Raw genomic sequence first — 17,549 nt, forward strand, 5'->3', positions numbered from 1 at the left:
CTAGGCTTTCTGTGATGACCGTAGCTACGTAGCGAAGGCTGTATCCGAAATCCGAATCACGCGAGTCCCCCCAACTCGCAATCCGGTTCAGATCCCGCCCCGACTTTTCGACGACGTCGCCGTCCACCCCTGAGTCCCCCCGAAGCAATCTGTCGATCCAGCGGTCTTGCGCGAGACGCGAAAGTCACACTCCCGGCCCGAGAGTGTGAGAGCGCAGAACCCAGTGAGCAGGTCTGACACTGTCTAGATCCCCCTCGAATCGTTCAGAGACCGGTTTCGGGGTGCCAAATGACGGTAATTGCATCGTTCTCAATATATCGTATTGGTATCCGTTCATATATAGTATATTTTCCTCCCCGATTGCGTCGAACATATTTCTGCTGGTGTACGATTCGTTACTGGACATTGAACAGGCGAGTACGGCCCCGTAACTTATAACACCATCAATACTGTTCCCCCGTTACAGTATGGTGAATCCAGACAAATATACTGACCTGCTGCTGGAGGGCGCGGAGTACGAACTCATCCGCGCGAAACACGGCCTCTTTGCGCACTGGTCGATCGCACAGAAGATCCGTGGCTGTGGCTATCTGCTGTTCGCCGCGTCGGCGACGCTGCCGCTGATGATGTCTCTCCCGGAGTCGGTGACGACTGTCTACTTCGGGTCGGGCCCACTGCTCTCTGAGGTTGCTTTCTCGGCACTCCTGTTGTTCAGCGTGGCCTGTCTCGTCGTCGCAGCGGGTGGACTTGGGGTGATCTCGGCGTACCGCTCCTCACTCGACGATATCTCCGAGAGTCAGGCGTGGTCGCTCGTGGGGTTCGAGGACATCTTCTCCGGCGTCGCATTCATTACTGGACTGCTCGGCGTCTCTGCGACGCTCGCCCTCGCGGCAATCGGCCACGGTGGCATCGAAACGATCGATAGCCTCGCGGCCTCCGGCGTCTACCCGTATCACGACCGGTTCTTTCTCAGCGTAAAAATGCTCACTGCCGGCGGGTTCGCCTTCTGCAGCGGCGCCAACATCTTCGTCGTCGGGAACTTCCTCGAACGACTGGAGTAAGTGCTCGAGGCGCTCGCCGAAGGCGAAAGCGGTATATCGGTTCGGTCGAGCGTACACGCATACGATGACCCGACCACCGCCCTGGAACGCCCGCAGGTTCCCGGGACTCACCAGTTTCGGTCGGTCCGTCTCACGACACTTATGACACGAACGTACTCACAGGAGCGGTATCTGGGCGCGAAACGGACAGTCGACGATCGCTCGCTCGACCGGCACGTCCTCGACGAACTCGAACCCGTACTCGCCGGGTCGACCGAAATCGTGGAGATCGGGGCCGGGATCGGAACGATGCTCCAGCGATTGCTTGACTGGAATCTTCTGCCGGACCGGGTGACCTACACGCTGGTCGACGTCGATGCCGACTCGATCGACGCCGCACGCGAGCGCATCCCCTCCTGGGCGTCGGCGGAGGAATACACTGTCACCGAGGACGATGCGATCACGCTGGCCCGCGGTGAGCAAGAGGTCACAGTCGAGACGGCCGTGACCGACGCCAGGACGTATCTCGCCACCGCGACGCCCGATCTGGTCATCGGCGCCGCCTTCCTCGATCTGCTGGAGTCGGCGGAGATAGACGAACTGTTCGAGCGGCTTCCCGATGGCTGTCACTGTTACTTCCCGATCACGTTCGACGGCGGGACGACGTTTCAGCCGCCGGTCTTTCCGGCGTTCGACGAGCACGTCGTCGAGCGCTACCACGAGGACATGCGCCGACGGGAGAACCCGGGCGACCCACACGCTGGCCGACATCTGCTCTCCCGGGTGACGACGGATCACCGACTGCTCGCGGCGGGCGCGTCGGACTGGGTCGTCGCCCCCGAGGACGGCGACTACACGGCCGATGAAGGCTACTTCTTACATCATATCGTCGACACGGTGGCGTCGGCGCTCGCAGACGATTCGGCCGTCGACGGCGACCGTCTGGAGCGCTGGACTGACCGCCGACACGAGCAGATCGCACGCGGCGACCTCGTCTACGTTGCCCACCAACTCGACGTGCTACTGACCGTCTGAGAGCGACTGGAGGAACGCCCGTATCTCGGCCATCGTCTCGTCCCACGTTGGATGCTGTTCCGCCGTGAGGAGAGCGCCTTCGCCGAGGCGTGCTGCCGCTCGCGGTCGTCGTCGAGGGCGGTGAGAATCGCGGCGATTCCCGCGTCGTGGCCCGGATCGACGACGAAGCCGTTGTGCTCGTGCTCGACGAACTCGCTCGCTCCGCCGACACTGCTGGCAATCGGGACCACGCCGTACTCCATCGCCTCCAGATACACCATCCCGAACGCCTCGTAGCGCGAGGGGACACAACAGACGTGACTCCGTTCGAGAACGCCTTCGAGTGCGTCCGTATCGACTTCGCCGGTGAACTCGACGCAATCCTCGACCCCTCGTTGCTCGGCCGCCCTCACGACGGAGTCGGCGTAGTCGGGGGTCGACTCGTGGCTTCCGACGACGGTTAGCTCCCAGTCTCTCTCCGGTCGTCCCCGTGCCACCGCCGCTACCAGCGTCTCCGGATCCTTCCGCGGCACGACGTTTCCGACGTAGACGATGCGAAGTGGCTCCGCTTTTGCCCGGTCGGTGACCTGCGTCGGCGAGAGCGCGCGCCCGTCCGTCCGGCCGCCCGGGCGAGCGACGAGACTCGGCTTACCGGCGAGTGACGGGGCAGCTCGCTGGCGTGAGTCCGGATGAACGCGCTCGTGCTGATCGCCGCATCGACCGAACCGAGAAACCGCCGCTCGAACGGTCGGTACAGCGATGCGAACTGCCCAGTGGGGTCGTCGGACTGAAGATGGTGGACGAGCGCGACGGTCGATCCCGGTTCCGAGAGATGGCGGTTCTGCCGCCACAGCGAGGGGTGACAGAGACCGTCCTGAACGAGGACGTCGACGGGGCGGTCCAGTTTCGAGCGGATCGACGGGGCAATACCGTCGAGGACCCCCGGTGATAGGAGCGCCAGGGGAGCGATATCACGTCGACGGTGTCGCCCTGTTCCCGGAGATACGAGACGAGTTGGCGGTCGTAGCGGAACCCACCGGAGGTCGCGTCCAGGTCGCCGTAGATGACGAGACCGACGTGCATCGGTGCGGACTGCGTGCTGGCTCCCGCCACTCAGAGCGTCCGTTCGTGGGTGACGGTCGCGACGTCGTCCTCCTGCAGTGCCACCGTGAGTCGCGTTGCTGTCTCTGGCTGCAGTCGTTCGAGTAGTCGGTCTCCGAAGATCCGTGCGAAACGCTCCGCGCTGGGGTTCTGTCCCTCGAACGCTGGCAGGTCGTTGAGCGTCTCGTCGCGGAACTCCGCGACCGTCGCCTCCAGGCTGTCGATGACTGCATCGATGTCGACGAGATAACCGTACTTGCCGAGTTCCGGTCCCTCGAAACTGACCTCGACGGTGAAATGATGGGAGTGTAGCGTGCCCTCGGGGCCTGGATCGGGGACTGTCAGCCAGTGCTGTGCGACGAACGAGTGCGAGACCGAAACGGCGTACATACCCTCACTTTGACCGCGAAGGCTTAAACCCGGCCCCGATGGTCAGTCCGATCCCGGAAGTCGCCCCGAGACGACCAGCCAGTCCCGCGTGAAGTTGAACAGGAACGGTGCCAGTACGAGCCATGCAAGCAGTCTGGAGATGGACCCTCCGGGCGTCGGTAGCAACGCCAGCCAGATGGTCAGCATTGCAGCACCGCCAAGCCCGCGTCGGAGATTGCTCTGATCGAGGTCGTATACCTCGCGTCCGCGCTGTTGTCGATAGTGAATCCCCCGACGAACGCGTAGCGAGCGATGCCGACCACCGCGAACACTACCGGTACCACGTCGTACCGAACCGCGAGTACCGACCCGACGAGGACCGTGAGCGCGTCGATTTCGACGTCGAGGCGCTCCCCACGTTTGGATTCACAGTCGAGTCGTCGGGCGATTGCCCCGTCGAGGGCATCCACCGCGGCGGCGACTGCGAACAGGAGGCCAGGTAGCCACACCGCCCTGCCGTCCGGCGATGGGGCAGCAGAAACCCCGCAAGCATGACCAGTGCGCCACCCCGCCCGACCGTCACCCACGTCGCGAGCGTGATCGGTTCCGGCCCGACTTCGCGCCGGGCAAGCCGAAACGCCCGCCGCGTCGTCGCCAGCACGACGACTGCCCTCCGACTACCCCGACGACATACGATCCGGTCGGGCCCGCCTCCCAGAGGAGATGGAGGCTACCAAGTCCGGCCAGCACGAGCACGGCGGTGACGACTCCGGTGACCGACCAGTGGTGCCGACGCCTGTCTACGCCCTCCCGGAGATCAGCCCTCACGTCGGATCTCTCCGGTCGATGTCGCCGAGGTCCGGATGCTCGCGGTGTACCTCGTCGACGGCGTCCCGTGCCTGCTCTCGCACTCGATCACGGACCTCCTGGCACCGCCGGTGCCGACGATGGATCAGTACGGGCACCGATTCGACGTCGACGACTGCGAACGGGTTCGCGTCGGTGTAGCCATCCGGTCTGACGCGTCGCCGAAGTCGGTGGGCACGACGCAGTATCGAGACGGGAATCCGCCGTGCCAGCGGCTTCGTGATGCGGTTTCGGAACCCTACCACCAGTTGCCCGCGGAGTCGCGTTCGACGGGTGATCGGCTCCTGACTCACGACTCACGCTGATAGAGAATCACGAGTGCGACGATCAGAACGACCTGTGCAACCTTATCGACGATGTCTGCTGACCCGAGGTCCGCCAGACTACCGGGCTGATTGACCTGATACCAGGCGATGATCTGAACCAGCGTATACGGGATCCCGACGATATAGAGCAGACTTCGCCGGTAATCGACCAGCACCAGCACGACCGCTCCGACGAACCCGCCCGTCGCGAGCAAGAAGAGGACGCCCATGTAATGGGGAAAGAACTCTACCCCGAGCACGAGGTGAACGAGTGCACTCACGATTGCCATCCCGATGGCGATCCAGTGTAGCGGGGTCAGCGAGTCGAGCGCGAAGGTGCGGTCCGTGGTACTCATAACAAAGTGTTTGGCTGATACGACAAATCCCTTTGCATAGGGGCACTGATTCGTCCGCGCTCGGCGGGCCATCGCGCCGATTCCAACGGCAGGTCGGATCGTCCCGACATCTTACTCGATCGACACGTCGTCGAGTAGCTTCCGGAGCCGTCGTTTTCCCTCGGCCGGATCGTAGCCTTCCTGTCTGATGTGGGCGAGCGGGGCGACGTCGGGATTGCGCTCCCAGTGACACCAGACGTCGGTCCGACCGTCAGACGTGGGAAACAGCCTGACGTGTAGTTGGTAGTCGCCAGTGGCGCCCTCCGGTTTGTACGAACAGCTGCCACCTCGTACCGAGTTCTCCCGGCGCGCTCGTAGGCGTGGAGATACGCCCGGAAGGTCTGTTCGAACCCGTACTCCTCGACCAGTAGTTCGCGTGCCGACTCGGGCGAACGGTCCCAGACGCCGACGTACTCGCTTTCGGGTGGCGGCAGCACCCGGAGCGGCCTCGGCACGAGCGAGTCGGGGAACTGGTTTGATAGCCGGGCCCCGTGGCGGCGGACCTGCCAGACGGAAACCGATTTGAACAGTCGCCAGGCCAGGACGCTACCGAGTAGCGCCAGCACCGATCTCATCAGCACGTTCCGTGCCGTCGTCTTCGAAGCCATCTCAGTAGGTAAATACCACCTGCAGCGCCGATTCGGCTCGATCGTCGAGCAGTTCGTAGGCGGCCTCGGCGTCCTCGAACGGGATACGGTGACTGATGAGGACCTCCGTATTCATCCGTTCGAGCCAGTTCAGTGCGGTATCGAATCGTCGCTCGGTGTCCCATCGCCCGCGGAGTTCCGGATCGATAGTGCTCACCTGGCTGGAGACGAGTTCGATCCGGTTGCGGTGGAACCGTCCGCCGAGGTCGATCGGGGCCCGCTTGGTGCCGTACCACGACCCGACGACGATCCGCCCGTCGTACCCGACCGTCTCGATGGCGTCGTCGAGGACGTCCGGCTGACCCGATAGCTCGACGACGAGGTCCGCCCCGCTAACGCGGTCCGGGATCGCTTCCGGTGGACATACCATGTCGGCCCCGAACTCCGCTGCCAGCGCTCGCCGGTTCTCGATCGGATCGACCACGACGAGTTCGGCGAGCGGGAACTCGGCCAGCAGTCGCGTCGTACAGAGCCCGACGGCTCCGGCACCGAACACCACGACTCGCTCCCCGAGGCGTGGGGCACTGTCCAGGGTGAGATTGGTTGCGGTCTCCACGGTGGGCAACAGCGTGGCGTGCTCCGTCGAGATGTCTGGTGGTATCTCGATAACGACGTCGGGACGTGTCGTAAACTGTGTCTGGTGAGGATTGAACGAGAACACGTGTTTCCCGATCCAGTCGTCGTCGACGTCGCGCCCGGCGTCAATCACCTCGCCGACCGCGGCGTAGCCGTACTGGACCGGATAGGAAAAATCCCCGTCGAGGCTCTCGATACTCTCATCGACTGCCGTCTCGCGGGGCGTTTCGTCCCGGTAGACGAGCAGTTCGCTCCCCGCACTGACCGCCGAGAACCGCGTCTGGATCAGCAGTTCGTCCTCGTCCGGGCCATCGATTTCGATGGGTCGCGTCTCCACGGTCTGCTCGTCGGTGAAGTACAGGGCTGCTTCGCTCATTGATCGATAGTCGCTCGGGGACCGAACCGACGGAGCCGGGTCCCCGTCTCCCGACACTCTTCGAGCGCCAGTTTCGCGCGGTAGCCCGCCTCGTGGGCGGTCTCTCCCTCACCGATCCCGACCTGAAGATCGATGCCGGTCGTCGACTGGACGTGCTCCCGTGCGCTCTCGAAGGCATCGGAATCGAGCGACGGACAGAGCGCGATGATGTTGTCTCCTCCGACGAATCGGGCGATCCCGCCGTGTTCCTCGCGGAGGTACGACGCGAGGGAGACGGTGGCGCGCTGGATCGCAAGCGAGGTCTCGCCCGCGGCTTTCTGATCCGTGAACTCGCCCGTCACGTCGACGACATCGAAGTGTGCGACGGTTAACTCCCCTGAGAGCTATTCGTCCCGCCTTCCGTCGCCAGCCGTTCGGTCCGGTCCGCGTCCTGTGCGCTCCCTTCCTCCTGCAGGGCTTGCGAGGCGGCGCCGAGCGCCTCGGTCGGCGTCCCCCGACGCCGATTCCGACGCTGACAGTCACCGGATACTGGTTTCCCACCTGCTCCTGAAACCGTTCGTGATCCCCCTCGGTCATCCCGTTCGTGACGGCGATCATGTTGTCGAACCGGTCGAAGAAGGCGTAGCCATCGAACTTCCCAACGAAATCAGCAAGATCGGCGTACAGCCGTGCCTGCAACGCCTGCAGGTCCGTCTCCCGACGTGGCGACGGCGTCACCGTCCACGGCCCGTAGTTATCCAGTTGGAAAAGTGAGATCTGGATTGCCTCTCGTACTCTAGTCACAGGTGCACGTAGGTTCGGCCTCTAATAACCGGTAGTTTTGCGGCAAAGTAATCTTCGCGGTAGAGGTCCTGAGGGCCGCTATTCTGGCCGTACAAACGGAAATTTGTGATCGAACGACAAGACGGATGTATGCTCGGTCAAAGGCCTCCCCAATGAGTGGTGACGGTGGTGACGAGTCCCGGCTTCGATCGCTGGTCTCGGTTGCCAGGGGAGCCTCGATATACACCGTCGGCAAAATCGTCTCCGATGCTGGAGAGTTCCTCGTTCACCTGCTCGTCTCCCGCTGGCTCGGTGCCGGCCTCTACGGCCTGTTCGCGTACGGCAAGACGCTCGCGTTCACTGCTCTGCTGTTGACGAACCTCGGCTCCGATACGTCGATCCTCAAGTATCTCCCACAGTACGAGGGAGCCCCCGCGAAACGCCGGTTCCTGCTCGGCATCGCGTGGGCAACGTCGTTTGCGGGTGCGCTCGTCGTCTCGACTGCGCTGTTCGTCTTCGCGCCGACGGTCGCCGCGGTCACGCTGGCCGATCCGCAGTTCGTCGCCGTGCTGCGGCTGTTCGCCGGCATCCTGTTTCTTGATACGCTTGCAAACCTGGTCTACGCGACGTTCCGGGCAGTCGAGTTGGTCGAGTACGAGGTGCTCAGCAAACGCCTGCTCAAGCCGCTGCTCCGCGTGCTCGCCGTAGCCTCGGCACTGGCCGCCGGGGCGTCCGTCTACGGCGTCGTCGCGGCGATGGTCGTCGCAAGCCTGCTGACGCTCGCAGTCGCCGGCTATCTCTTCGTCAGTCGACTCGACGTCTGGCCGACCCTGGGAGGTCCGCACGCGAACCGCAAGACGGTCAGAGAGTACTACAACTACTCCCTGCCCCTGACCGCCAAGGAAGCAGGCACGGTCATGCAGAGTCGCATCGACGTGTTGATGGTCGGCTTCTTCCTCTCGTCGACGGCCGTCGGCATCTACAACGTCTCGGTGCTGGTCTCCGGCCTGCTGTACGTCCCGCTGCTCGCGTTCAATCAGCTGTTTCCCCCGGTCGCGGCGCGGCTACACGCCAACGACGACCGCAAGGATCTGGCGGCCGTCTACGGTGCGATCACTCGCTGGATCTTCACCGCTAGCCTGTTGCTCGGCGTCACCGCCATCGTCTTTCGCGTCGAGATTCTCGGGCTGTTCGGCCCGGAGTTCACCGCGGGAGGCCTCGTGCTGACGCTGTTCGTCGTCAGCCAACTGTTCAACTGTGCGACCGGGCCCAGCGGCTACCTGCTGATGATGACCGATCACCAGTACGTCGTGATGGTGAACGAGTGGACGTTCGGTGTCGCAAACGTGGCTCTCAACGTCGTGCTCATCCAGCAGTTCGGCTTCGCCGGTGCGGCGGCGGCGTCCGCGAGCGTGCTCGCCGTACTGAACCTGACGAAGGTGGCCGAAGTGTGGTACTTCGAGGGGCTCCATCCGTACTCTCTGTCCTTTCTCAAGCCGCTCCTTGCGGGTGCGGTCGCGGCGCTCGGGATGCTGGCCGTCCGAGCGGCGCTTCCACCGATCCCCGCTATCGCCGCGGGGCTTCTGGTCGGTATTGCGCTGTACGGCGGTGCACTCTCACTGCTCGGGATCGAAACGGTCGACCGGCGGACTTACGCGCTGGTCGCTGGGCCAGCGGACGAGAACGCCTGACGGGAGTTTCCTGGTGCAGACGCCTTGATGCTATCGGCTTTCAGTGGGGTGGGCACGGTCGACGAGCGCCCGCGCCGCGTAGACGCTCACCACAGCCAGCACGCCGCCCGCGAGGACGTCGACGAACCAGTGGATCCCCAGATACATCGTCGCGAAGATGATGCTCACGCAGAGGCCCGACGCGATCGTCGTCCAGCGCGGGAAGTCGTCGTGGGTCGTCATCGCCACGAGCAGGACGGTCACCGACAGAGCGGTGTGCAAAGAGGGGAAGACGTTCGTGTGCGTGTTGACCTGGGAGGTCAACACCGTGATGTCCGGGAAGAGGTCGAGCATCGGTTCGCCGACCGAGGCCGCCTCGGCCGTATCCGCGCTGTGGTTTCGCGGGCCGTAGGCGACGATGGTCGCGTAAAACACCACGGCGATGGCGTAGTTGATGGTGTACGCCGTGATGAGGGTCCGTAGCGGTGCGAGCGAATCGGCAAAGAGGTACGCGACCAGCGGAAAGACGAGCAGGACGACGTAGCCGAAGATGTAGATCGGCGAGAAGAAAAACACCGCAGCGTCGGGGAACAGCCCCTGAAGCGAGGAGACGAAGTCCCCCTCGATAGCGTAAAACAGCGCGGTCGCATCGACGCCGTAGGTGTGCGAGAACGATTCGATATACCCCTGTAGTCCCTTGTTGATCAGGAGGATGAAGGCCAGAACACCAGCGTACGGAGCGATCCCGCGCAGACGGCCAACGAGCCACTCCCGCTGGTCGACGGCCATCCGAAGCCGTTCGGCGTCGACACACACGTAAAGTAGGGCGGTAAGGGCGGCCCCGGTAACGGCGACGACGACCGCCAGGAGCGCGGCGAGCAGCATCATTCGTTCGGACCTATTTCTGCGGAGATATGAATCGCTCGCTTCCAGAGGTTGGTGTGTCCGACATCCCCAGCAGTGGGCAGTCCCGTGCTGATGATGGCACACACACGGACCTGTTCACAACCGATCTGGGATGCGTCCGACTCGTGTTCTCAGGACTGCCCGCCGGCCGATGGGATCGGTGCCGTCCGATTCGCATTATACTTCAGAAGTAGTTACTCACTTTGGAAGCCACTGCCGCTTCCTGTCCGAGGCGTCCTCGACAAACTCGGGGTCCCGTGCCGGGTCGGGGTCCCGATACACCAGCCCTGCATCCCTCAGAAGTCGCCGACAACTGCCCAGCGAGTACGTCACGTCGTGGGCCTCCTCGACGTGCTGTTGCACCAGTTCGGGTGTCCAGGTGGGCCGTTCGTAGCCCGATTCCCGTGGCGGTTCCTGTAGCCGATCCAGTAGGGTCGTCAGCGCGTTGCCGGTCAGTTTTGCGGGCCGGCCGGATCTGTCGTCGTCCCGCGCGGCCGCAACCGGGTCGTCCGGCGATTCCCTGAACCGGGTGAGCCAGTTGTAGATGGTCTTTCGTTCCACGCCGAGCCAGTCAGCGAGTTCGGTCTGGCTCACGCCGTTCTGATGCGCAATCGCCACGAGTACCCGTACTGCCGCTGCCTTCGTCTCGACGGAGTCGAGTGCATCTCTGAGGCTCGCTTCGTCGAGGCTGTCCATAGCTATTCAATGAACTAATTGAGTAAATACTTTTATTAATAATCTCCGCACAGGCTCTTCAGCGGCATGTCGACTCGCTTCGGTTTGCTGTCCGCTGTTCAGATATCTTCCATTTATACGGACAAAAACGATCAGAATCAGTCACGCGCTCGCTCGAATCATGGTCCCACCTGTGTGCGCCAGTATCGTCACTGATTCCCGGATCGGACCTGTTACTGACTGTCAGTGGTCGTGGTACTCCGAAAAACCTGTCGTCGTTGAAACCACTCAGCTTCGACTCTGTCATTACAGCCATACGAATGTAATCTATCGGTTCTCCGGCTTCCACTTCTTATTGGTTTCACTATTTTATATTCATAAATAAACACTCGGGCAGAGTTCCTGTGCAGGTCCGTTCAATGGCGGGGTCGCGACACCTGCACCCAACCACAGTACACAACGACTTTATCGGTTGCCGACAAACAGGTCGGAGTATGGATCCAGAGGTCCGAACAGAGACGGTAGCGTCGATCACCGAGTGCCGTGAGTCGTTACCGTCCGAACTCGCGTCCGACGCCGTCGTATTCGGCTTCGACGGCTTCGTCGACCGGGTTCGGCGGATGGTCGCGGAACGACAGGACGAGGATAACTACGACGCGCTGACCACGCTGGAAGAACTCGGCGACCGGATCAGCAGGTCGGCCGCGGCCGATAGCTCACTGTCTATCGAGTGGCTGGAGACGGCGACCCGGACGGGCGGTCACGTTGCGCATCTCTCGCGTGCGTACGGGTATCTCGGCTACGACCCGGTCATGCTGGGGACGTTCGGCGATCCGATCGAAGAGCCGTTCGTCGAGGAGTTCGAGGGGAACGAGATGGTCACGTTCGGCGATCCGGGCTACACGGACGCCGTCGAGTTCTCCGACGGGAAGTTGATGCTGATGGATATCAACAAGACGCGCCAGTTGGACTGGGACGAGATCGTCGATACCGTCGATCCCGAGACCCTGGCGGCTCGGATCGACGGGACTACCCTGTTCGGGATGGGCTACTTCGCCGACATGCCGAGCTTCCCCGACATCGTCGATGGCCTGCTCGACGACGTCTGGCCGTTGCTGAGAGGCGCCGCCGGAGAACGTTATCGTCGATCCCGGGGACGTCCGGAAGCTCAGCGAAACCGAACTCCGTGACGGGATGGATGTCATCACGCGTCTGGACGACGTCGCGACGCTGACCGTCACCGCCAACAGGTTCGAGAGCTCGGTTCTCGCCGAAACCCTGGCGGACACCGAGTCAGACTCGTTTATCGAGACGGCCCGGGCGGCCTTCGAGGCGCTCGGCGTAACGCGATTCGTCGGCCACGGTGCCCACGAGTCGGTCGTGGTGACCGAGGCGGGGACGAGTCGCGTCGCAGTCCCCCGCGTCGAAGACCCCGAGATCACGACAAGCGCGGGCGATCACTTCAACGTCGGCCTCTCGCTCGGCCTCGTCAACGAAGTGCCTGACCGTGCGGCGGTCGCACTTGGGAACGCGGTCGCTTCGTACTTCGTCCGGAGCGGCGACCAGCCCTCCTACGAGGAGCTACGATCGTATCTCGACGAGTACGAGGCGTATCTGGACTGACGGGATCGGTCGTGTGCCCGGTAATTTATCACACCTGCACACGAACGGTCTCCTACTCCCAACTGAACCCCCACCATGTTACCACGACAACGCCGGCGAACGATCGTCGAGTTGGTCTCCGAACGCGACGGCTGTTCGGTGACCGAGCTAGCCGAGGAACTCGAGTTCTCGGAGGCGACGATCCGGCGAGACCTGCAGACGCTCGAAGAGGAGCAGTTGATCGAGCGCTCTCACGGCGGTGCACTCCCCGTCACCAGCGTCGGCAACGAAGAGGCGTACGACCAGAAAAAGTACAGAACCTGGAGGTCAAGCGCACGCTTGCCGATCATGCGATCGAGGAACTGCGGGACGGAGAGATCGTCTTCTTCGATACGGGGACGACCACCATGCAGATCGCCAAACTTGCCCCGCACGACGGCTCGATCGTCCCTGTGACGAACTCGCCACTGCTCGCTCTCGAACTCGGCCAGGGTAAAAACGAGGTCAAGATCACCGGCGGAACGCTCCGCCGCAGCACCAAAGCGCTCGTCGGGCCATCGGCCGAATCGTTCATGAAACGGATGCACTTCGATCTCCTCTATCTGGGAACGAACGCGATCGACGTTGACGCCGGTCTTACGACGCCGAACGAGGACGAGGCGCAGGCCAAACGGATCATGATCGAGAACTCGACGCGCGTCGTTCTCGTCGCCGACGAGACCAAGTTCGACGAGCGCAGTTTCGTGCAGTTCGCATCGTTCGACGAGATCGACCTCGTCATCACCGACAGTCGGCTCTCCGAAGCGTACCGCACCGCCTTCGATGACACCAACACCAACTACATCGACGACATATGATCCTTACAGTCACGCTCAACCCCGCGATCGATCACACGCTATCGCTCTCTGAACCACTGGTCGACGGCGACGTCGCCCGCACGAACGAGTACCAACTCCAATCGGGCGGGAAAGGCATCAACGTCTCGCAGTATCTCCGCCATCTCGACATCGAGACGACGACCACCGGCCTGCTCGGCGGCACCACCGGCCAGTTCATCCGCAACGAACTGGCCGATCAGGGCTCGCCCACGACTTCGTCGACATCGAGGAACGGACGCGGTTGAACACGACCGTCCTCGCGCCGGACGCGGAGTACAAGGTCAACCACGAGGGGCCAACGGTCGACGACTCGGCCATCGACGAACTGGTCGAGCGCCTTCGCGAACACGACCCCGAGGTCGTTGTGGTCGGTGGCTCGCTCCCGCCGGGTCTCGACGTCGACGCCATCGACCGGATCGCGGAGGGCGGCCCCTGGGAGACCGTCGTCGACGTCGGCGGCGAATCGCTCGCCGATCTGGACGCCCACTACAGCCTCTGTAAACCCAACCGCGTCGAACTCGAAGCCGCGACCGGAATGCCCGTCGAGAGCCTCGCCGACTGTCGTGCGGCGGCCCAGGCGCTCCGCGAACAGGGCTTCGACCGCGTCGTCGCCTCCCTCGGCGCCGACGGGGCGCTGTACGTCGGGGAAGACGCAGTGCTGTACGCCGAACCGCTCGAAGTGGATGTCGTCGACACCGTCGGGGCCGGCGACGCCATGCTCTCCGGCGTCCTCGCCGCCTGGCACGCCGGCGCGTCCCCGGAACGTACCCTCAGCTACGGGATTGCGGTCTCGTCCAGACTCGTCGGCGTCGTTGGCACCGCAATCGAGGATCTGGACGACGTCCCGACGCTCGCTGATCGCGTCACTGTCGTCGAGGATCCCGACTGACTGGCTCTCACTTCTCGCCTTCCTGTTCTCCACGGCTCTACTCACTCCTCGCGCGGTCTGGCTGCGACATGCAGCGCTACGAGTCGGTGGCGCGCAAAAAAGACGGTGTCGGCGATCCGCTCAGTCGAACTTGCTCTGGCCGGCACTGCCCGAAACCTCGGTCAGGTCGGCGTGGACGTCCTCGATGCGGTCGCGGATCTCTCGACCGGTGACGCGGGGGTCGAAGTGGTCCTTGTTCGGCGACCAGTCGGTGTCATTGAAGAACGTATCACGCGAATCCGGCACGCCTTCCGGCGGGAAGATGGCGTGGCGGTGCTCGTCGTAGTAGTCGAAGGCGGTCCGGGTGTACTCGTACTGGTAGCGAGTGTCCTTGTTGACCTTACAGATACCGTGCTGGAGCATCTCTCTTAGCTGGTCGGGCTGGACGCCCGAGGAGCCGTGCAGGACGAGCGGCGTGTCCAGACCGTGATCCCGAAGCGCCTGTCGGATGTCGCCCGCGAGGTCGGGGCGAAGTTCCAGGTCTTTCCCTTTCGCGACGCCGTGTTGGGTGCCGACCGAAATCGCCAGCAGGTCACAGCCCGTCCGGTCGACGAACTCGACGGCCTGCTCTGGATCGGTGTAGAAGGCGTCCTCTACGTCGACTTCGTCCTCGACGCCCTTGATCTGGCCCAGTTCAGCCTCGATGAGCGTGTCGGCGTCGTACTCGTCGACCATCTCGACGACCTCCTTGCTCTTTGCGATGTTCTCCTCGAACGGTTCGTGGGAGGCGTCGATCATGACCGAGGAGGGGATGTCGGTCTCCATCTGGTACTCGATGAACTCCATGTCAGTCTGGTGGTCCATATTGAGGAAGACGCCGATGTCGAACTGCTCGGCGAGGGCGTCGATGTAGCCGCCGAGTGCTTCCAGGCCTGCCTCGGCGTCGCCGTTGCCGGCGAAGCGGCAGGCGCCGGCAGAGGCCTGCAACAGCAGGTCCGAGTCCTTGCGCGCTGCCCCTTCCATCAGGCCGATCATCGTGTTCGGCTCTGCGATATTGGAGGCGATCAGGCCGAAGCCTTCGTCTAGCGCGTCGTCGTACACGGTCGAGAGTTTACTGCCGTCGTAAAATGACATGGTAGTAATCTACCTACGTTGTCTTTCAGAGGCTTGGGTAATAATGTATTCGAAAGCCTGCCCTCCGGGCTGGATGGGTCCCGAGTCCCTTCGACCAAGCTATTTTTACCCACCACGCTGAACCATTGCACATGGAATTTGGCATCCTCAGCACGGCGCACATCGCTCAGGACTCGGTAATCCCGGCGATCCAGGCGAGCGACGCCCGGGTCAGCGCTATTGCCTCTCGCGACCCCGACCGGGCCGCGTCGGTCGCGGACGACCTCTCGATCCCACGGCGCTACGACTCCTACGATGCGCTGCTCGACGACGCCGATATTGACGCCGTCTACATTCCCCTGCCCAATGGTCTGCACGCCGAGTGGACGAAGCGGGCGGCCGACGCCGGACTCGACGTCCTCTGTGAGAAACCGCTCACGGTCGACGCGAGCGAGGCCCGCGAGGTCGGCGAGTACTGCGAGCGCCAGGACGTCACGCTCATGGAGGCGTTCATGTACCGGTTTCATCCGCGGACCGAGCGCGTCCTCGAACTGGCCGACGAACGACTGGGTGACGTCCGGTCGGTCTCCGCGACGTTCAAGTTCCCGCTGTTCGGCGACCCCAACGATATTCGGCTCGACCCCGACCTCGCGGGCGGGAGTCTGATGGACGTCGGCGCCTACGCCGTCTCGGCGGCCCGCCAGTTCCTCGGGGAACCACACCGGGTGTACGCCCATACGGACGACTCGCGTGGGGCGGGCGTCGACACCGAACTCGCCGGGATCCTGGAGTACGACGACGGTGCCTCTGCGCGTGTCGCGTCGGGCTTTGACACCGAGACGGTCCAGCGATACCGCGTCGAGGCACGCAACGGCTGGATCGAGGCCGAGAACGCGTTCGACGTTCCGGACGACGAACCCGCCGAACTGGAGTACCTGATCGACGGGGAACACGGGGTCGAGACGTTTGCGCCGGTCGACCAGTACCGCCTGCAGGTCGAGCACTTCGTCGAGTGCGTCGAGGCGGGCCGCCGTCCCCGAACGGACACGGACGAGGCCATCGCGAACATGGCCGTCATCGACGCGCTGTACGAGAGCGCCGAGCGTGGCGCACCCGTTCGGCCGACTGAGACTGATGACTCTTCCCGGTAGCTCGGCACCGGGATTTTTATCGCCCCGTCGCAACACCTCAGTATGGTAACCGACGGGAACTATCGGCAGCAACCATGGCTCGAAGACGAAATCGGGCGCATCCTCGGATTCTACTATCCCGACTGTCTCGACGATACGCACGGCGGGTACGTCGCTCAGTTCGACGAAGCGACCGGCGGGATCTACGACCGGGAGTCGAAACACCTGGTCGCCACGGCACGCTTCGCCACGAACTTCGCCCTGGCGGATCGGCTCGGCGGGCCGGAGTGGTGCCGACCCGCTGCCCAGCGCGGGATCGACTTCCTCCTCGACACGCATCGGGACGCCGACCGGGGCGGGTTCCACTGGCTGCTCGACGGCACAGATCCGGTCGATTCGCGTCGGATCTGTTACGGTCATGCCTTCGTCCTGCTGGCACTCGCTCGCGGGGCCGAGGCCGGGATCGATCGTGCGACCGAGGAACTCGATGCCGTCTACGACCTCATCGACGAGCGGTTCTGGGAGCCCGATCACGGCCTCTGCAAGAGCGCCTATGACCCGGACTGGACGAGCGCGGAGGAGTACCGCGGCCAGAACGCCAACATGCACACCTGCGAGGCGATGATCGCTGCCTACGAGGCTACCGGCGAGGAGACGTTTCTCGCCCGTGCGATGACGATTGCAGAGTCGCTCACGGTAGCGCTCACCGACGATACCGACGGACTCGTCTGGGAGCATTACACCGCCGACTGGGAGCACGACTTCGAGTACAATCGCGACGACCCGACGCATACGTTCCGGCCGTGGGGCTACCAGCCCGGACATCAGATCGAGTGGGCGAAACTGCTCGCCGTGCTCTCACGCTACCACGACGCCTCGTGGCTTGTCCCCCGGGCAGTGGAGCTCTTCGACGCCGCTATCGAGCACGGCTGGGACGACGACCGGGGCGGGTTCTACTACTCGTTCGACCTCGACCGCGATCCGCTCGTCACCGAGAAGTACTCCTGGGAAGTCGCAGAGGCCATCGGAGCCGCTGCCGCCCTCGCCGACCGGACCGGCGAACAGCGGTATCTCGACTGGTACGACCGCTTCTGGGCCTACGCCGACGAACACCTGATCGCGCCGGACGCCCGCAACTGGTACACGAAAGTCACCGAGGAGAACGAGCCAGTACCGACGACGGACGGTGTCGCCGTTGAACCGGGATACCATCCGATCGGTGCGTGTTTCGAGGGGATCCGCTCGCTGGAGTAAC

The 17,549-nt window shown here is 63.4% G+C and carries 20 protein-coding genes and 3 pseudogenes; 10 read left to right on the plus strand and 13 right to left on the minus strand.

What is annotated here, in order from left to right:
* The first annotated feature begins 467 nt into the window (after nt 1-467).
* Together ACFQH2_RS02295 and ACFQH2_RS02300 are read left to right on the plus strand one after the other, a co-directional pair.
* Nucleotides 468-1,061, plus strand: coding sequence for a hypothetical protein (locus ACFQH2_RS02295; RefSeq protein WP_377056418.1), 594 nt, complete (start codon nt 468-470; stop codon nt 1,059-1,061).
* A 141-nt stretch (nt 1,062-1,202) separates the two neighbouring features.
* Complete coding sequence (locus ACFQH2_RS02300; protein WP_377056420.1) at nt 1,203-2,075, plus strand: methyltransferase; 873 nt, start codon at nt 1,203-1,205, stop codon at nt 2,073-2,075.
* Here the strand turns inward: ACFQH2_RS02300 and ACFQH2_RS02305 are convergent.
* Nucleotides 2,036-2,815: a glycosyltransferase gene (locus ACFQH2_RS02305; RefSeq protein ID WP_377076962.1), complete on the minus strand. Its 780-nt coding sequence runs from the start codon at nt 2,813-2,815 to the stop codon at nt 2,036-2,038. The genes ACFQH2_RS02300 and ACFQH2_RS02305 overlap by 40 nt on opposite strands.
* Between ACFQH2_RS02305 and ACFQH2_RS02310 the strand changes: the two genes are divergently transcribed.
* Nucleotides 2,713-3,003, plus strand: a complete 291-nt coding sequence (locus tag ACFQH2_RS02310) for a hypothetical protein (protein ID WP_377077017.1) — start codon at nt 2,713-2,715, stop codon at nt 3,001-3,003. The two genes, ACFQH2_RS02305 and ACFQH2_RS02310, sit on opposite strands and share 103 nt — an antisense overlap.
* A 164-nt stretch (nt 3,004-3,167) precedes the next feature.
* On the opposite strand, the gene ACFQH2_RS02315 is transcribed toward ACFQH2_RS02310, so the two are convergent.
* The 9 genes and pseudogenes from ACFQH2_RS02315 to ACFQH2_RS02355 form a co-directional block, all read right to left on the minus strand.
* Complete coding sequence (locus tag ACFQH2_RS02315) at nt 3,168-3,545, minus strand: 6-pyruvoyl trahydropterin synthase family protein (protein WP_377056424.1); 378 nt, start codon at nt 3,543-3,545, stop codon at nt 3,168-3,170.
* A gap of 42 nt (nt 3,546-3,587) precedes the next feature.
* Nucleotides 3,588-3,731 (minus strand): hypothetical protein, encoded by a 144-nt coding sequence (locus ACFQH2_RS02320; RefSeq protein WP_377076410.1) that lies wholly within the window; start codon nt 3,729-3,731, stop codon nt 3,588-3,590.
* Nucleotides 3,725-4,033, minus strand: coding sequence for a CDP-alcohol phosphatidyltransferase family protein (locus tag ACFQH2_RS02325; protein ID WP_377076411.1), 309 nt, complete (start codon nt 4,031-4,033; stop codon nt 3,725-3,727). The genes ACFQH2_RS02320 and ACFQH2_RS02325 overlap by 7 nt, the downstream gene beginning before the upstream one ends.
* A gap of 70 nt (nt 4,034-4,103) precedes the next feature.
* Nucleotides 4,104-4,352 (minus strand): hypothetical protein, encoded by a 249-nt coding sequence (locus ACFQH2_RS02330; protein ID WP_377076412.1) that lies wholly within the window; start codon nt 4,350-4,352, stop codon nt 4,104-4,106.
* Nucleotides 4,349-4,636 (minus strand): hypothetical protein, encoded by a 288-nt coding sequence (locus ACFQH2_RS02335; protein WP_377076413.1) that lies wholly within the window; start codon nt 4,634-4,636, stop codon nt 4,349-4,351. The genes ACFQH2_RS02330 and ACFQH2_RS02335 overlap by 4 nt, the downstream gene beginning before the upstream one ends.
* Nucleotides 4,637-4,680: 44 nt before the next feature.
* Complete coding sequence (locus ACFQH2_RS02340; RefSeq protein ID WP_377056430.1) at nt 4,681-5,052, minus strand: DUF7475 family protein; 372 nt, start codon at nt 5,050-5,052, stop codon at nt 4,681-4,683.
* A complete protein-coding gene (locus ACFQH2_RS02345) occupies nt 5,049-5,672 on the minus strand; it encodes a hypothetical protein (RefSeq protein ID WP_377076414.1) in 624 nt (207 codons plus the stop codon). Before ACFQH2_RS02345 ends, ACFQH2_RS02340 begins: the two co-directional genes overlap by 4 nt.
* Before the next feature lie 28 nt (nt 5,673-5,700).
* A complete protein-coding gene (locus ACFQH2_RS02350; RefSeq protein WP_377056434.1) occupies nt 5,701-6,690 on the minus strand; it encodes a zinc-dependent alcohol dehydrogenase in 990 nt (329 codons plus the stop codon).
* Nucleotides 6,687-7,473, minus strand: a pseudogene (locus ACFQH2_RS02355) (GTP cyclohydrolase IIa). Before ACFQH2_RS02355 ends, ACFQH2_RS02350 begins: the two are co-directional and overlap by 4 nt.
* Nucleotides 7,474-7,625: 152 nt before the next feature.
* Here ACFQH2_RS02355 and ACFQH2_RS02360 point away from each other — a divergent pair.
* Nucleotides 7,626-9,143, plus strand: coding sequence for a flippase (locus ACFQH2_RS02360; protein WP_377056438.1), 1,518 nt, complete (start codon nt 7,626-7,628; stop codon nt 9,141-9,143).
* 30 nt (nt 9,144-9,173) lie between these two features.
* Here the strand turns inward: ACFQH2_RS02360 and ACFQH2_RS02365 are convergent, their stop codons facing one another.
* Nucleotides 9,174-10,010, minus strand: coding sequence for a phosphatase PAP2 family protein (locus ACFQH2_RS02365; RefSeq protein ID WP_377056440.1), 837 nt, complete (start codon nt 10,008-10,010; stop codon nt 9,174-9,176).
* Between the two features lie 216 nt (nt 10,011-10,226).
* A complete protein-coding gene (locus tag ACFQH2_RS02370) occupies nt 10,227-10,724 on the minus strand; it encodes a helix-turn-helix domain-containing protein (RefSeq protein WP_377056442.1) in 498 nt (165 codons plus the stop codon).
* Between the two features lie 473 nt (nt 10,725-11,197).
* Between ACFQH2_RS02370 and ACFQH2_RS02375 the strand changes: the two genes are divergently transcribed.
* From ACFQH2_RS02375 to pfkB, 4 genes and pseudogenes are all read left to right on the plus strand, one after another.
* Entirely contained in the window at nt 11,198-11,893 is a 696-nt protein-coding gene (locus ACFQH2_RS02375) for a hypothetical protein (RefSeq protein WP_377076415.1), read from the plus strand.
* 4 nt (nt 11,894-11,897) lie between these two features.
* Nucleotides 11,898-12,326: a PfkB family carbohydrate kinase gene (locus ACFQH2_RS02380; protein ID WP_377076416.1), complete on the plus strand. Its 429-nt coding sequence runs from the start codon at nt 11,898-11,900 to the stop codon at nt 12,324-12,326.
* A gap of 75 nt (nt 12,327-12,401) precedes the next feature.
* Nucleotides 12,402-13,162 (plus strand): annotated as a pseudogene (glpR, locus tag ACFQH2_RS02385) (HTH-type transcriptional regulator GlpR).
* Nucleotides 13,159-14,072: pseudogene (pfkB, locus tag ACFQH2_RS02390) on the plus strand (1-phosphofructokinase). The pseudogenes glpR and pfkB overlap by 4 nt, the downstream one beginning before the upstream one ends.
* Before the next feature lie 120 nt (nt 14,073-14,192).
* On the opposite strand, the gene fba reads toward pfkB, so the two are convergent.
* Complete coding sequence (fba, locus tag ACFQH2_RS02395) at nt 14,193-15,185, minus strand: class II fructose-bisphosphate aldolase (RefSeq protein ID WP_377056450.1); 993 nt, start codon at nt 15,183-15,185, stop codon at nt 14,193-14,195.
* A 131-nt stretch (nt 15,186-15,316) separates the two neighbouring features.
* Here fba and ACFQH2_RS02400 point away from each other — a divergent pair, with 131 nt between their 5' ends.
* Entirely contained in the window at nt 15,317-16,315 is a 999-nt protein-coding gene (locus ACFQH2_RS02400) for a Gfo/Idh/MocA family protein (RefSeq protein WP_377056452.1), read from the plus strand.
* 42 nt (nt 16,316-16,357) lie between these two features.
* The gene (locus ACFQH2_RS02405; protein ID WP_377056454.1) at nt 16,358-17,548 is read left to right on the plus strand and encodes an AGE family epimerase/isomerase; all 1,191 of its coding nucleotides are present in this window, start codon (nt 16,358-16,360) and stop codon (nt 17,546-17,548) included.
* Nucleotide 17,549: the final 1 nt, after the last annotated feature.

This window comes from Natronoarchaeum sp. GCM10025703, assembly GCF_042661985.1.
Taxonomy (GTDB): Archaea; Halobacteriota; Halobacteria; order Halobacteriales; family Natronoarchaeaceae; genus Natranaeroarchaeum.